The organism is Flavobacterium sp. N1994 (assembly GCF_025947145.1).
GTDB lineage: Bacteria > Bacteroidota > Bacteroidia > Flavobacteriales > Flavobacteriaceae > Flavobacterium.
This window is the reverse complement of sequence record NZ_CP109999.1, coordinates 2,014,806-2,029,769: the sequence shown is the minus strand read 5'-3', so window position 1 is coordinate 2,029,769 and position 14,964 is coordinate 2,014,806. Positions and strand designations below refer to the sequence as shown.

Sequence of the window (14,964 nt, the reverse complement as noted above, 5' to 3'; positions counted from 1 at the left end):
AACAACAACTAAAAATAAACATGTACGGAAAGATTCAACAACACCTACAAAATGAATTGAACACCATTGAGCAAAATGGGATCTTCAAAAAAGAGCGCATCATCACTTCACCACAAGGAGCTGAAATTATAGTCAATGGTAAGACCGTTTTAAATTTTTGTGCTAATAATTATTTGGGATTGTCTTCTCATCCAGAAGTGATTCAAGCAGCGAAAGATGCTTTGGATTCTCATGGTTTCGGAATGTCATCTGTACGTTTCATTTGCGGAACACAGGATATTCATAAAACATTAGAACAAAAAATAGCTAATTTTTATGGAACCGAAGACACTATATTATATGCCGCCGCTTTTGATGCTAATGGCGGTGTTTTCGAACCGTTATTAGGAGAAGAAGATTGTATTATTTCCGATAGTTTGAATCATGCTTCTATTATTGATGGGGTGCGTTTATGTAAAGCAGCGCGTTATCGGTACGAGAATTCCAATATGGAAGATTTACAAAATCAATTAAAAAAAGCAGTAGAAGCGGGTCATCGTTTCAAGTTAATAGTAACTGATGGGGTATTTTCTATGGACGGATTGGTAGCACCATTAGACAAAATCTGTGATTTAGCTGATAAATATGATGCGTTGGTAATGGTAGATGAATGTCATGCTGCAGGATTTATAGGCACTACAGGGAAAGGCACTTTAGAAGCGAAAGGAGTTATGGGCAGAGTTGATATCATTACTGGAACCTTAGGAAAAGCATTAGGAGGCGCCATGGGAGGTTACACCACTGCAAAAAAAGAAGTGATTGAAATATTACGTCAACGTTCTCGTCCTTATTTGTTTTCAAACTCTTTAGCTCCTGCTATTGTTGGAGCTTCTATCAAGGTCTTTGAATTATTGGAAAAGGATACCACTTTAAGAGATAAACTGGAATGGAATACTAACTATTTCAAAGCTGGAATGAAAAAAGCTGGTTTAGACATCATTGATGGTGATTCCGCCATAGTTCCAGTGATGTTGTATGATGCTAAATTATCGCAAATTATGGCTGATGAATTGCTTAAAAAAGGGATTTATGTAATCGGATTCTTTTATCCAGTGGTGCCAAAAGACAAAGCTCGTATCAGAGTGCAATTATCTGCAGCTCACACAAAAGAGCATCTTGATAAGGCAATTTTAGCCTTTACCGAGGTTGGAAATGCACTAAATATCATCTAATTAACCATATTTTAACAATAACATTTTGATATTATATTAATAGGTATTACTTTTGCCCATTATAACCATTTATAATCTAATCAAATTAAGTATGAAACATCTTAACAAATTATTCGTTGCTTTGGTAATGTTAGCTGGATTCAGCTCACAGGCTCAAGACAGTAACAACCCTTGGGCGATATCGTTTGGGGCTAACGCAGTAGATACAAGAGTAAGTGCTGCTTCTAAATTAGAGGATCAATTATCTCAGTTTTTTAATGCAAAAGACAATTGGAATATGATTTCTTCTGTCTCTTATTTAAACGTATCTAAATACGTTGGAAGTAATTTTTCTTTTGGAGTTACAGGTTCTGTTAACAAAATTTCTAAGTATGTATTACCAAGAGTTGCTGATGGTCCATATACAGTAGTTAATCCAGGAGATTTAAATTATTATGCTGTAGATGCAGTTATTAACTATAGTTTAATGAGCTTAATCAAATCTAAAACGATTGACCCATCTATTCATATTGGTGGAGGTTATACTTGGCTAGGTGATGATTTACATGCAGGAACATTAAACGGAGGTTTAGGTTTAACTTACTGGTTTACTGAAACTGTAGGTTTGTCTTGGCGTTCAACTTACAAACAATCATACGAAGATGTTCGTGAAGATATGCCATCTCACATGCAACATTTTGCAGGGATTACATTCAAATTTGGAGGGAAAGATACAGACGGAGACGGAATTTATGATAAAGATGATGCATGTCCAGATGTTGCAGGTTTAAAACAATTTAATGGTTGTCCTGACACAGATGCTGACGGAATTGCTGATAAAGATGATGCTTGTCCAGATGTTGCTGGTCCAGCTGAATTCAATGGTTGTCCTGATACTGATGGAGATGGAATTGCTGACAAAGATGACGCTTGTCCAGATGTTGCTGGTTTAAAATCTTTAGGTGGATGTCCAGATGCTGACGGTGACGGTGTTACTGACAAATCAGACAAATGTCCAGATGTTAAAGGTCCAAAAGAAAACGGTGGTTGTCCTTGGCCAGATAGAGATGGAGATAAAGTTTTAGATAAAGATGACAAATGTCCAGATGTTGCAGGAACTGTAGCTAATAATGGTTGTCCAGAAGTATCTGATGAGGTAGTAAAAAGATTAAATGACTATGCTAAAACAATCTTGTTTGATACTGCAAAAGCTTCATTTAAACAACAAACTTACCCAGTATTACAAGCTATTGTTGCTATCTTGAAAGAGTACCCATCTTCAAACTTCTCTATCGAAGGTCACACAGATAGCGATGGTAAAGATGCTACTAACCAAAAATTATCTGAAGACAGAGCTGCTGCGGTTAAAAATTACTTAATCGAAAACGGTATTGCAACTTCAAGATTATCTTCAGTTGGTTTCGGTGAATCTAAACCAATCGATACTAATAAAACTAAAGCTGGTAAAGCTAATAACAGAAGAGTAGAAGTGAAATTAGTAAAATAATTTCCTTTAAAATATTTTAAGAAAACGCTCCGATATTCGGGGCGTTTTTTTATTTTTATAGAATGTCAAAATCCACTTTTCTACATCAACTAGCTCAAGAAATTATAAAATTGCATTCTGATAATTTTTCAGAATTGACGATTGTTCTTCCCAATAAAAGAGCCAAAGTATTTCTGCTAGATGCCTTAAAGACATTAATTTCAAAGAATGTTTTTGCCCCTGAAATCATAAGCATTGAAGACTTTATTCAAGACATTGCTGGGATTCGTTCTATAGATAGTGTTGAACTATTATTCGATTTTTATGAAGTCTATCTTGAGATAACCCAAAATGAAGAGCCTGATTCTTTTGAAACTTTTGCCAATTGGGCCAAGACATTACTACAAGATTTCAACGAAATAGACCGATATCTTTTAAATCCCAATGATATTCTAAAATACCTTGAAAATATTAAGGAAATAGAACATTGGTCGGTGGATATAGACAAACGAACGGATCTTATAGAAAACTATTTAGCGTTCTGGAAAAAACTCCCAACCTATTATCATGCACTTTACGATTCTCTCCTCAATAAAGGAGTTGGTTATCAAGGATTGATTTATCGTGAAGCCGTTGGAAACCTTGACCATTTTTCGGAAAATAATTCCCAGCACTTTATTTTTGCGGGATTCAATGCACTTAACCAAGCAGAAGAAAAGATTATCCAACACCTTTTAGCTTTAGATGTGGCCAAAATCTATTGGGATATTGATGAATCGTTACTTCATGATTCTTTTCACGACGCAGGATTGTTTCAACGGAAGTTTAAATCAGAATGGATTCATTATAAAACACATCCTTATGAATGGATTGTAAACAATTTTAAGGAAGAAAAGAACATTCATGTTATCGCTACTTCCAAATCTATTGGTCAAGCCAAAATAGCCGGAAGTATTATTGAAAAGCACACTTTAGCATCTGATGCTAATCTTCAGAACGTGGCTTTGGTTCTTGGCGAAGAAAGTCTGTTGTTGCCTATTTTACATTCATTACCCGCAAGTGTGGATGCCTTGAATATTACTATGGGATTCTCAAGCAAAAATAATCCTGCCCAATTATTGATTAGCAAACTCTTCAAATTGCATACTAATGCGTTGTCAAGAAATGCCAACAATTATGTGATGTATTACAAAGATGTGTTGGATATATTGACGCATCCGTTGATTGAACCTTACGTCAATTGTTGGGAATTGGTTACCCGAATTAACAAAAACAATTACACTTTCATTACCCATAAGAAACTAGAAGAATTGCATCCCGAAAACAATGAATTGTTTCAATTGTTATTTCAAAAATGGGATACTACTTCTGTAAATGTCTTAGAAAATCTTTCGCAAATTCTGCTTAAAGTCAAAGGAAATCTGAGTTATGACAATGAAGAAGAAAAGATTACCAATGCCTTTGTATATTCAGTGTTTAAAGTCATTAATAAAATGATTTCGTATTTCTCAGAACACCAAAAAATTGATGATATTAAAACGCTCCAAGCCATCTATAAGCAAGTGATTGATGTAGCCGAAGTTTCTTTTGAAGGAGAACCACTAACCGGTTTGCAAATCATGGGAGTGCTTGAAAGCCGTGTACTCGATTTTGAAACGGTGATTATCACCTCGGTAAATGAAGGGAAATTTCCAGCAGGGAAAAGCACTAATTCCTTTATCCCGTATGATGTAAAACGCGAATATGGATTGCCAACTTTCAAAGAAAAGGACGCCATTTATACCTATCACTTTTACCATTTGTTACAACGCGCCAAAAATATTTATCTGATTTACAATTCGGATAGCGAAGGATTTGATGCGGGTGAAAAGAGTCGTTTCATTACACAATTGGAGGTAGAAAAACAAACTAATCACAATCTGACCTTTCAATACTACAATGCTAATGTGCCCAATATTGCACACCTACCTATTGTGGTTCCTAAAACAGAAAGTGTATTGACACGTTTAAGAGAAATAGCGGAAAAAGGATTTTCACCATCTTCGTTGACCACATATATTAGAAATCCGATACAGTTTTATTTTCAAAGGATTTTGCGTATTTCGGAAACAGATGAGGTCGAAGAAAACATAGCTGTGAATACTTTGGGAACGATTATTCACGGGGCTTTGGAGGAGCTGTATAAACCTTTCATTGGAAGATTGTTAACCGTCGATGATATTAAAAGTTGTTTTCAAAAGATAGATGATGAGGTGTTGAACCAATTCAAGCTGGTCTACAAAGAAGGAGAAATCAAAAAAGGACGAAACTTATTGGCTTATGAAGTAGCTAAAAGAAATGTGTCCAATTTCCTAAAACTCGAACAAGAAGCTCTTGAAAAGGGAGATGAAGTTCAGATCATAGCCTTAGAAGAAACCTTTGAAAGAACCCTAGAAGACCCTCGTTTGCCTTTTCCTGTGCTGATTAAAGGAAATGTGGACCGAATTGAAAAGCGAAACGGCAAAATCAGAATTATTGATTACAAGACAGGAAAAGTAGATAAACTAAGTGTTACTTTAAAAGATTGGAACGGTTTGACCGAAGACATCAAAAACGACAAAATCATTCAGGTGTTAGCATATGCTTTTATGTTTGAAGAACAAGCCAAAGGACTAGAAATAGAAGCCGGAATCATTTCGTTTAAAAACTTAAAATCAGGATTCTTGCCTTTCAATTTTAAACAAGATAAAGAGGCTATAGAAGTCGTTACTCCTGAGATCATGAATGATTATTTGGAACAAATAGTTATTTTACTTCAAGAAATTCTGAATATAGAAATTCCATTTGAGGAAAAGCTAAACTAAACCTTCTTCAAAAAATCTAGTAACACTTTCAATAATGCTTTTTCATTTTCAATATGCGACATGTGTCCGTCAGGAAATGTGGTTAAGGCTACTTTCGTGTCTTCTATTTGGTCGATGTTGTCTTCGTAAACAAGGACACCGTCTTTCTTTCCAAGCACTAACTGAATAGGATATGGCGCAAAATGCAGCAGGACTTCACGGTCTTTTCGAATTTTCATCCCTTCTAGAGCAGCTACAATACCTTGTAACGGAGTTTTGAGTGCTTCTTTTTTTACTTTTTCAATTTCCTTTGCCAATATTTCTCGATTGTCTTCGCTGAAGAGATTGGTAATAGACATGCGTACGAAGTTGGTATAATCTTGTTTCACACAAACGATAGCTCGGTCGCGATTGATTTTACGTTCGTCACTATCCGAGCGGGAAGTAGAATTCAAAAGAAACAATCCTTTCATATATTCAGGGTGTAATTCGGCGAAAGCCAAAGCCACATAACCTCCCATTGAATGCCCTACTAAAACCGCTTTTCTAATTTTAAGATGCATCAATAAAGCATGAAGCATATCCGCTTGGTCTTCCATCAGGTGCACGTAACCTAGGCACTCTGTTTCGCCATGGCCTAACAAATCAATAGTGATAACACGATGTTTTTTGGATAATTCGGGTACAAATGCCTTCCACATGGTTTTGTTTTCTAGGAAACCGTGCAATAACACCACAGCGGTGCCTTTACCTTCGTCGGTATAGGAGATTTTAGTGTTTTTGTATAACAAGGCTTCCATGATTACAAAAGTAGGGTTAAGTTATTTAACCACAAAGAATCGAATGAATTCAGAAGTCACGAATTGTGTTAGTCACAAGTTACTTTTTTTGTTTTTCTAATTCGGGCATAATCACTCCCTCTGGAGTAATTATAAACGTTAATCTGAAATAATCAATATTGGCTGCCAGCCAAGAGTCTTTTACTTTATACTCTCTAAAAGTGTCATTACTAATTAACAAACAGTGTTTTGATTTGACCATAGAAAGCAGAAAAGTATCTGCAGAAGTTTCGGCAGGAGCAACGAAATATGTGGCTTCTTTTTCTAGTTCTTCCAGCTTTTCTTTATCGGTCACTTTGTGTCTTAAAGAGGCATCGGCAATAACAACAATATCTGTAAAGCCTTTTGTCTTCAAGAATTTAACCATCGTTATAATGTTTTGTATAGTGGGTTTACTATCCTTATTGCCTTGACTGTTGTGGGCTACATTGCTAGCATCTATTACTACATTCCTGTCATTTAATGGTTTTATTTCAAAGTATTCTCCGTCGGCATCATAATCTCCTAGTTTGATGGCTTTTTCATTTTTGGTTAAAAACGCTATTAATGATTCAGTATCATTTAGTGTAGTTGTAAACCAAGAAGGTAACTTTTTTTCTTGATTTTGATAGGCTTTTAATTCTTCTTCAAAGAGCGTTTTTAATTTGTTTAGCCCCACTTTTTTGCCTTGATCAATTTTACTCAATAATAATAGCAGTACTTTTTGGTCGTGGATACAGTTCTCATCATTATTTTCTAAATGAAACTTTTGTTCATATTCATCAATGGTTGTAATACCCATATCTTGGGCTTCTTTATAGATTTCAAAATCTCTAAAACCATTATTCATCGCCTCTTTGTATTCAGATGCTACTGTAAATCCTCGCTCTTTAGCTATTTCAAATTCGTGTAAATTCGTAAATCCTTTTTGAAAAGCATTAAAAAATTGGTCAAAGTTTTCAAATTGATTTTCAGTGGCAAAAGTATAGAGTTCATAAGGATTTTTAAATGAGTGTGACTTGTCCTGAATTTGATCAAGATAAGCAACTACTTGCTGGTAGCCCTCCATGAATTTTTTACTATCCATAGTTTTGTAAAGTTCGGGATCTTGAACGCCACTAGTTTTCAATAATTCGAAATTTTCATAGGTTTTGATGTTGAGTAATTGTGCCTCATAATAGTCACTGGCCCGCTCAAAATTATAAATGGCGGCGTTGCGATAATCGTCTAGCGTTTTAAATTCTTTTCTGGGTATAGCTAGCAAAAAATTATGGTAAGCAATGGCAAAGTTGTCTAGATTACTATCCAAAAACACTTCTCTAACATGATGCTTTTCTATTAGTTGACAAAAATCATCTATGGCTTTGATTTCGATAGTGTTTGCTATTAGCGACAAATCGGCGGTAACATACTGTAAGTTTTGTGTTTTCATAAATTATAAGTTTAATCGATATCTAATGTTTTTCTGGTACTGGGCATTTTTGCCAATTCTTCTTCTCTTTTAATTTCTTTGATGCCTTCTTCTCTAAAAAAAACTACAGGCCATCGGCCATCATACTTTGGTGCCTGAGTCTCTTTTAGTTTCAACAGTTCTTGGTATTCTTCTTCTGTACAGTTGTCATTGGCTAACATTAGTTCCCAAATTTTTTCAACGGGCATTTCCCCAAATTGTAAAAACCCAAAGTTACCAGGCAAATTAACCTTTATGAGTTCTTTACCCACTTGAGTGTCTAGCGCTGTCTTTTTATATTCTTCAATAAGCGGTAGTACTTGCGCTCTAAAAAATGTTAACCCTTCGTTGGTGTTAGGATTGTCAAAACATAGTTTGGCCCATTGGTTTAGTTTTTCTTTAATGTCTTTCGTTTTTTTTGAAAATTCAGAAGCCAAAGATTTCATCATGGTAGCAGGAACTCTAACTACTGAGGGAAACTGAAATACATCGGTTACATAGCTGTTGATCAATGTTTCAGCAGCTTTCGATTTAGGCGAAAAGGTTTTCAATTTTAAATTAGGTTGACTATCAATATCTTCATTCGTCAAAAAAAGGATAGGAAATTCCCCTTCTTCTTCGGGCAGTTGTAATGACAAAACCGCTGTTAATGGGGTCACTTTGGGATTATTGTAAATGCTATCCAAATCCTTTAGATGATAAAAATTAACTTGTTCATACTCTATCAAATCTTTGAAATGTTCCAGATCAAAAGATTTATTTAAGTATTGATAATACTCGTTTATGGCAACTTCAAAATGATTATGAATCGCTTTTTTTAGAAGATTATACTGGATGATTACTTTGGAATCTTTGTTTTTTATTTGCTGATACCCTTTTATGCTTTTCATCGCATCCCGATACTGTTGCTTTGCCTCTTCGTCCACACTATTTATTAAATAACTTAGCATAAATAGTACGTTGTCTTCCTTATCATGTGCTTCAAGCATAAAATAATTATATTCGCTTATACCTGACAGATGTATTTTTTCGCCCAAAGCATAGAGCATTATTTTTCCAAGATTATAGGAATCTCCGGAAGACTTAGTGTTTAAATTTCTATGGATAATAAAACGCACGTTTCTAAAGTTTATGAGTTATTGTTTTATACCTAATCATTGTCAGAAAAATAAAAAGAAAAACTTGTTTACACAATCTTTTTTGCCCGTTTTTGCTTTTTTATAAGTAAAACGAAAATGCATAAAAAATTATATCCACAATGCGCTTTATTTTTATCAAAAACCACACCATAAAAAACTTAGATAGTATTTATGTCATAATACCTCATATACATATCATTATATGACAAATAAATTTATTAAAATGTTATATTTATTTAGTATTGTGTCATATACATATAATGAAATGATATATTTTTATAATGTAATGTCATATTTGTATAATACAAATACATATTTATGTATTATATTGACATATTTATATAATAGAATCACCTATTTATATATAATTTATTATTTTTATACTATAATTTCTTAAAAACCATCATACTATGTTAGACACCGGACAAATGTTACAAGAGTATATCACTAATAATCGGGTATCAAAATCAGCATTGGGAGAAAAAATTGGAAGAAACGGACTTTCTATTTTAAATTACACCCGAAGCACCAACATCAGAACCCATATTTTATGGAATATTTGCGAAGCCACAAAACACAATTTTTTTAAAGATATTGCCAACCTGCTTCCTGAAACCTACACCGAAACGAAACGTGATGACAAAACCTTGATTACCGAGAAAGACGCTCTAATAGCCCAGCTACAAGAAGAAAACAAAGTGCTGAAGATTCAGAATGAGATTTTGTTGAGAATAAAAGGAAGTTAAGAGAAAAGAAGAAAGAAGCAAGGAAAAAGATAACTTTCATACTTTGTGATGCTGACGCATGAAGCATTTCATTATCCTTGTGGAGATTCCTCCTTTGTCCGAATGACAATACTATTGGTAACAAAAAACGACCCACTTTCGTGAGCCGTCTATTATCTTTTTTCTAATTAAGAGTTCATAATTGATTCAATCTCTTCCACTTCAATAGGAATGTTTCGCATTAAGTTAAAAGGTTCGCCTTTCGCTTGGATCACCACATCATCTTCAATACGAATTCCGAAACCTTCTGTTGGAATATAGATACCTGGTTCTACTGTGAAGACCATATTGGCTTGCATCGGTTCGTGAAGTAAGCCATAATCATGGGTGTCTAATCCCATGTGGTGAGACGTGCCGTGCATGAAATATTTTTTATACGCTGGCCAGTCTGGGTTTTCGTTTTGAATATCAGCTTTGTCAATTAAACCTAAGCCTAGTAGTTCTGATGTCATTACTTTACCTACTTCTACATGGTATTGTTTCCATAAATTACCAACGGTCAACATTTTTGTTGCTTCGTTTTTCACTCTCAAGACAGCGTTGTAAACTTCTTTTTGTCTATCCGTAAATCTGCCTGATACGGGAACCATACGAGTCATGTCGCTAGAGTAATTGGCATATTCAGCACCTACATCCAGCAAGACTAAATCGCCAGCATGGCATTGTTGGTTGTTTTCAATATAGTGTAACACATTGGCATTGTTTCCTGACGCAATGATTGGTGTATACGCAAACCCTTTGGAACGATTGCGAAGAAATTCGTGAGCGAACTCGGCTTCAATTTCGTATTCCATTACGCTTGGTTTTACAAATTGCAATACTCTTCGGTATCCTTTTTCGGTAATGTCGCAGGCTGTTTGAATTAAATCTAGCTCTTCGCTTTCTTTTACAGAGCGCAATCTTTGTAGTATTGGATTCGACTTTTCTACTTTGTGTGCCGGATAATTTTCTTTCCACCATTTTACAAAACGGGCTTCACGAGTTTCCGTTTCTATAGCAGCTCTGTAATGTTCGTTGGTATTGATGTACATCGTTTCCGCGTAAGCCATAACTTCTTTCAAAGTCTTGTGGAAATCCTGTAGCCAAATGACAGATTTAATACCCGATACTTCAAAAGCACGGTCTTTAGTAAGTTTTTCTCCTTCCCAAATCGCGATGTGTTCGTTTGTTTCTTTTAGAAATAAAACTTCTTTCAAATGTTCATAAGGAGCATCTGGAAAAAGCAATAAGATGCTTTCTTCTTGGTCGACGCCACTTAAATAAAAGATGTCGCGGTGTTGTGCAAAAGGTAAAGTACTATCGGCAGAAACAGGGTAAATATCATTAGAATTAAAAACAGCAACGCTGTTAGGTTTCATTTGTGCTACAAACTTTGCTCTGTTTTTGATAAACAATTGGCGGTCTATTTGATGGTATTTCATTATAAGACTTCTTAGATAATTAGATTGTTGGATAAATTGATTCTTGATTTATTCTTTTCAAATGTAATAAAAATAGCTTTTTGCCGTTATCATTTAACATAAATCGATTATTTTCGTCCAAGCATCAAAGAAATTCAAAATGAAAAAATCCTATATCTTATTATTGTTAGTTATTACCATGGTCTCACTTTATTCCTGTACTAGTGAATCGGCAAGTGAGCCTATGTTGATTATCAAGTTTAAATTTGACCCCAATCAAGCCAGGTTAAATAACTTTGGGCAACCTTCAACCATTCCTGCTGGCAATGCTGCACAATCACCCATTTTTAATACACTTGGTTCACATTATATAGAATTAGCGCCGAATGCCAACACCCAATTAGGGCAAGGAACCATTGTTTACCACGGAGCTGAAACTACTATTGGTGGTGGCAATGCCATTGATTTTTCGAGAGAAAAAATTGTAGCTCAAGATGAAGTGTTCTTAAAAATTCCATTAAGCCAAGTAACGGCAGGAAGTTATGAATGGATTCGTGTGTCTTTAGCATATCAAAATTATCAGATAAATGTTCGTAGTGCTGGAGTAGATTATGCTGGAACCTTAGCTAGTTTTGTTGGATTTAATACTTATTTAACCACGTTTAACATCGGCAATAATATCTTTCCTGTAAATGGGAACAGAGCACAAGGGTATTGGGCTTTTGGTTTGAATGATCAGCCGTATTCTACTTCTGGGCAAGCACCAGCTGGTGCCACTACCGTTCCAAATCCAATCAATTCAACCTCGCCAATTCCACTTAATTCCTGCGTAGTTACTGGAAGATTTGCATCAAATTTAGTGATTGATGGTACTGAGACTAGAGATGTAACCGTTACACTATCCTTATCTATTAATCACAGTTTTGAATGGCATGAAGTTAATGCTGATGGGAAATATGAACCTGCAGCAGGAGAAAATGTGGTTGACATGGGGTTGCGAGGACTGATTCCGACCTATGTGAAATAGTTTTGTTTAACGATTTTGGCTCAAAAAACATCATTTAAATAGTTGTAAATCAACAACTGTTAAACTACTTTAAATTGATTATAAATTACTCCGAAAAGGTTGTAGTTAAGGTCAAATAGCTGTATTTTTGTTTGATTTTTTTAAATAAATTATTCATTCTTATGGCAAAATCTTCTATTTTGAGTTCGTCCATTGCAAAAAAAGTTGCCATGGCACTTTCTGGACTTTTCTTAGTATCTTTTTTAGCACTTCATTTCACTATTAATTTAACTTCGGTATTTAGCGCAGACACCTTCAATGCTTGTTCTCATTTTATGGGGTACAATCCGTTGATTCAGTTTGTCATGCAACCTATTTTAGCAGCAGGAGTTGTCTTTCACTTTGTGATGGGATTCGTTTTAGATTTTAAAAACAGAAGCGCAAGACCTATTGGCTATGCTAAAAACAATGGGGCAGCTAATTCTTCTTGGGCATCCAGAAATATGATTATTTCGGGTTCTGTAGTTTTAGCTTTCCTTGGATTACACTTCTATGATTTTTGGTTTCCTGAAATGGTTTACAAATACGTTGAAGCCAATCCGTTAGATGCTACAAGATATTATCCAGAATTAGTTCACAAATTTGAAAGTCCAATTCGTACAGGCTTGTATTGTTTGGCTTTCTTCTTATTGTTTTTACATTTATGGCATGGATTCAATTCTTCGTTCCAATCCGTTGGATTCAACAATAAATTTTCGAGAGCACTTCATAAACTAGGATATGCGTTTGCAATAATTGTCCCATTCGGATTTATTTTTATTGCATTGTTTCATCATTTTAATCAATAATTTCAAGTAAATGAAACTAGATTCAAAAATACCTGAAGGTCCAATTTCGGACAAATGGACCGATTATAAAGATCATTTAAAATTAGTGGCGCCTAACAACAGACCCAAAATCGATATTATCGTTGTGGGAACTGGTTTGGCTGGTGCTTCTGCTGCTGCTTCCTTGGGAGAAATGGGGTATAATGTTAAAGCATTCTGTTTCCAAGATTCACCAAGAAGAGCTCACTCTATTGCAGCTCAAGGAGGAATCAATGCCGCTAAGAATTACCAAAATGACGGTGATAGTACATATAGATTATTTTATGATACCATAAAAGGGGGTGATTACAGAGCACGTGAAGCGAACGTTCATCGTTTAGCTGAAGTGTCGGCTAATATCATTGACCAATGTGTGGCTCAAGGAGTTCCTTTTGCTCGTGATTATGGTGGAATGTTAGATAACCGTTCGTTTGGTGGAACTCAAGTTCAACGTACTTTTTATGCAGCAGGACAAACTGGACAACAATTATTATTAGGTGCTTATTCAGCTTTGTCAAGACAAATAGGATTAGGTAGAGTTCAGATGTTTCATCGTCATGAAATGCTAGACTTAGTAAAAGTTGATGGTAAAGCTCGTGGAATTATTGCTCGTAATTTAGTTACTGGAGAATTAGAGAGACACTCAGCTCATGCGGTAGTTATTGCTTCTGGAGGTTACGGAAATGTGTATTTCCTTTCTACAAATGCCATGGGAAGTAACGTAACTGCAGGTTGGAAAGTGCACAAAAGAGGGGCCTTATTTGCTAATCCTTGTTTTGTACAAATTCACCCCACTTGTATTCCAGTACATGGAACTAATCAGGCAAAATTGACTTTGATGTCAGAATCGTTGCGTAATTCTGGTCGTATATGGGTGCCAAAGAAAAAAGAAGATGCCGAAGCCATTCGCGAAGGAAAATTAAAACCTACACAATTAAGTGAAGATCAAAGGGATTATTTCCTAGAAAGAAGATATCCTGCTTTTGGTAACCTTGTGCCACGTGATGTAGCCTCCAGAGCTGCTAAAGAAATGTGTGACCAAGGTCATGGAATTGAAGCAAATGACACCAATGAAGGTGTTTATTTAGATTTCTCTACCGAGATTCAAAGCAAAGGGAAACAAGCAGCTTACGCACAAGGAAATCATAATCCAACTCCTGAAGAAACTACTCGTTTAGGAAAAGCTTGGTTGGAAGAAAAATATGGTAACCTTTTCGCGATGTATGAAAAAATCACCGACGAGAATCCATATGAAACGCCAATGAAAATTTATCCAGCCGTTCACTACACTATGGGTGGTGTTTGGGTAGATTATAATTTGCAATCCACCATTCCAGGTTGTTTCGTTGCTGGAGAAGCTAACTTTTCTGACCATGGAGCGAATAGATTGGGAGCTTCTGCCTTGATGCAAGGTTTGGCCGATGGTTATTTTGTATTGCCTTACACCGTATCGAATTATTTAGCGGATGAAATCAGAACTGGGAAAATTTCAACAGATTCACCTGAATTTGCTGAAGCTGAAAACAGTGTAAAAGAAACCATCAATAAATTCTTGAACAACAACGGTTCTAAATCGGTAGATCATTTCCACAAAAGATTAGGTTTGATTATGTGGAATAAAGTGGGGATGGCAAGAAACGAAAAAGGCTTGAAAGAAGCCATTTCTGAAATTGCCGCTTTAAAAGAAGAATTCTACAAAGACGTTTACGTGCCAGGAAGTGCGGATGAATTGAATCAAGAGTTAGAAAAAGCAATGCGAGTTGCCGACTTTATCGACTTAGGACAATTAATGGCTATGGATGCTTTGCAACGTAATGAATCTTGCGGAGGTCACTTCCGTGAAGAGTATCAGGATTCTGAAGGAGAAACACTTCGTGATGACGAAAACTTCTCATTTGTTAGTGCCTGGGAATATATGGGCTACGACATCAGCAAAGAGATTCTGAACAAAGAGGAATTGAAATACGAGTTTATAAAAATTGCAGCTAGAAATTACAAATAA

The 14,964-nt window shown here is 35.5% G+C and carries 11 protein-coding genes; 7 read left to right on the top strand and 4 right to left on the bottom strand.

Annotation, left to right across the window (positions count from 1 at the left end; genetic code table 11):
• The first annotated feature begins 20 nt into the window (after positions 1 to 20).
• The 3 genes from kbl (at position 21) to OLM53_RS09010 (ending at position 5,519) form a co-directional block, all read left to right on the top strand.
• On the top strand, positions 21 to 1,211 hold the full coding sequence (gene kbl / locus OLM53_RS09020) for a glycine C-acetyltransferase (RefSeq protein WP_264519903.1): 1,191 nt from the start codon (positions 21 to 23) through the stop codon (positions 1,209 to 1,211).
• A gap of 91 nt (positions 1,212 to 1,302) precedes the next feature.
• Positions 1,303 to 2,697, top strand: a complete 1,395-nt coding sequence (locus tag OLM53_RS09015; RefSeq protein WP_264519902.1) for an OmpA family protein — start codon at positions 1,303 to 1,305, stop codon at positions 2,695 to 2,697.
• Positions 2,698 to 2,759: 62 nt separating this feature from the next.
• Entirely contained in the window at positions 2,760 to 5,519 is a 2,760-nt protein-coding gene (locus OLM53_RS09010) for a PD-(D/E)XK nuclease family protein (protein WP_264519901.1), read from the top strand.
• Here OLM53_RS09010 and OLM53_RS09005 read toward each other — a convergent pair.
• From OLM53_RS09005 to OLM53_RS08995, 3 genes are all read right to left on the bottom strand, one after another.
• Positions 5,516 to 6,298, bottom strand: coding sequence for an alpha/beta fold hydrolase (locus OLM53_RS09005; RefSeq protein ID WP_264519900.1), 783 nt, complete (start codon positions 6,296 to 6,298; stop codon positions 5,516 to 5,518). The genes OLM53_RS09010 and OLM53_RS09005 overlap by 4 nt on opposite strands.
• A 79-nt stretch (positions 6,299 to 6,377) precedes the next feature.
• The gene (locus tag OLM53_RS09000) at positions 6,378 to 7,748 is read right to left on the bottom strand and encodes an NYN domain-containing protein (RefSeq protein ID WP_264519899.1); all 1,371 of its coding nucleotides are present in this window, start codon (positions 7,746 to 7,748) and stop codon (positions 6,378 to 6,380) included.
• A gap of 11 nt (positions 7,749 to 7,759) precedes the next feature.
• Entirely contained in the window at positions 7,760 to 8,884 is a 1,125-nt protein-coding gene (locus OLM53_RS08995) for a hypothetical protein (protein WP_264519898.1), read from the bottom strand.
• 431 nt (positions 8,885 to 9,315) lie between these two features.
• Between OLM53_RS08995 and OLM53_RS08990 the strand changes: the two genes are divergently transcribed.
• Complete coding sequence (locus OLM53_RS08990) at positions 9,316 to 9,651, top strand: hypothetical protein (protein WP_264519897.1); 336 nt, start codon at positions 9,316 to 9,318, stop codon at positions 9,649 to 9,651.
• Positions 9,652 to 9,818: 167 nt separating this feature from the next.
• Here OLM53_RS08990 and OLM53_RS08985 read toward each other — a convergent pair whose 3' ends face one another.
• Positions 9,819 to 11,111: an aminopeptidase P family protein gene (locus OLM53_RS08985; RefSeq protein ID WP_264519896.1), complete on the bottom strand. Its 1,293-nt coding sequence runs from the start codon at positions 11,109 to 11,111 to the stop codon at positions 9,819 to 9,821.
• Positions 11,112 to 11,250: 139 nt separating this feature from the next.
• On the opposite strand from OLM53_RS08985, the gene OLM53_RS08980 reads away from it, so the two are divergent.
• From OLM53_RS08980 to OLM53_RS08970, 3 genes are all read left to right on the top strand, one after another.
• Entirely contained in the window at positions 11,251 to 12,117 is an 867-nt protein-coding gene (locus OLM53_RS08980) for a hypothetical protein (RefSeq protein WP_264519895.1), read from the top strand.
• A 161-nt stretch (positions 12,118 to 12,278) separates the two neighbouring features.
• A complete protein-coding gene (locus OLM53_RS08975; RefSeq protein ID WP_264519894.1) occupies positions 12,279 to 12,944 on the top strand; it encodes a succinate dehydrogenase cytochrome b subunit in 666 nt (221 codons plus the stop codon).
• A 10-nt stretch (positions 12,945 to 12,954) separates the two neighbouring features.
• Positions 12,955 to 14,964 (top strand): fumarate reductase/succinate dehydrogenase flavoprotein subunit, encoded by a 2,010-nt coding sequence (locus OLM53_RS08970; protein ID WP_264519893.1) that lies wholly within the window; start codon positions 12,955 to 12,957, stop codon positions 14,962 to 14,964.

Coding starts and splice junctions, on each gene's coding strand:
- OLM53_RS08990 (WP_264519897.1), top strand. CDS start 9,316: ATGTTAGACACCGGACAAATGTTACAAGAGTATATCACTAATAATCGG.
- OLM53_RS09000 (WP_264519899.1), bottom strand. CDS start 7,748: ATGAAAACACAAAACTTACAGTATGTTACCGCCGATTTGTCGCTAATA.
- OLM53_RS09010 (WP_264519901.1), top strand. CDS start 2,760: ATGTCAAAATCCACTTTTCTACATCAACTAGCTCAAGAAATTATAAAA.
- OLM53_RS08980 (WP_264519895.1), top strand. CDS start 11,251: ATGAAAAAATCCTATATCTTATTATTGTTAGTTATTACCATGGTCTCA.
- OLM53_RS09005 (WP_264519900.1), bottom strand. CDS start 6,298: ATGGAAGCCTTGTTATACAAAAACACTAAAATCTCCTATACCGACGAA.
- OLM53_RS08985 (WP_264519896.1), bottom strand. CDS start 11,111: ATGAAATACCATCAAATAGACCGCCAATTGTTTATCAAAAACAGAGCA.
- OLM53_RS09015 (WP_264519902.1), top strand. CDS start 1,303: ATGAAACATCTTAACAAATTATTCGTTGCTTTGGTAATGTTAGCTGGA.
- OLM53_RS08975 (WP_264519894.1), top strand. CDS start 12,279: ATGGCAAAATCTTCTATTTTGAGTTCGTCCATTGCAAAAAAAGTTGCC.
- OLM53_RS08970 (WP_264519893.1), top strand. CDS start 12,955: ATGAAACTAGATTCAAAAATACCTGAAGGTCCAATTTCGGACAAATGG.
- kbl (WP_264519903.1), top strand. CDS start 21: ATGTACGGAAAGATTCAACAACACCTACAAAATGAATTGAACACCATT.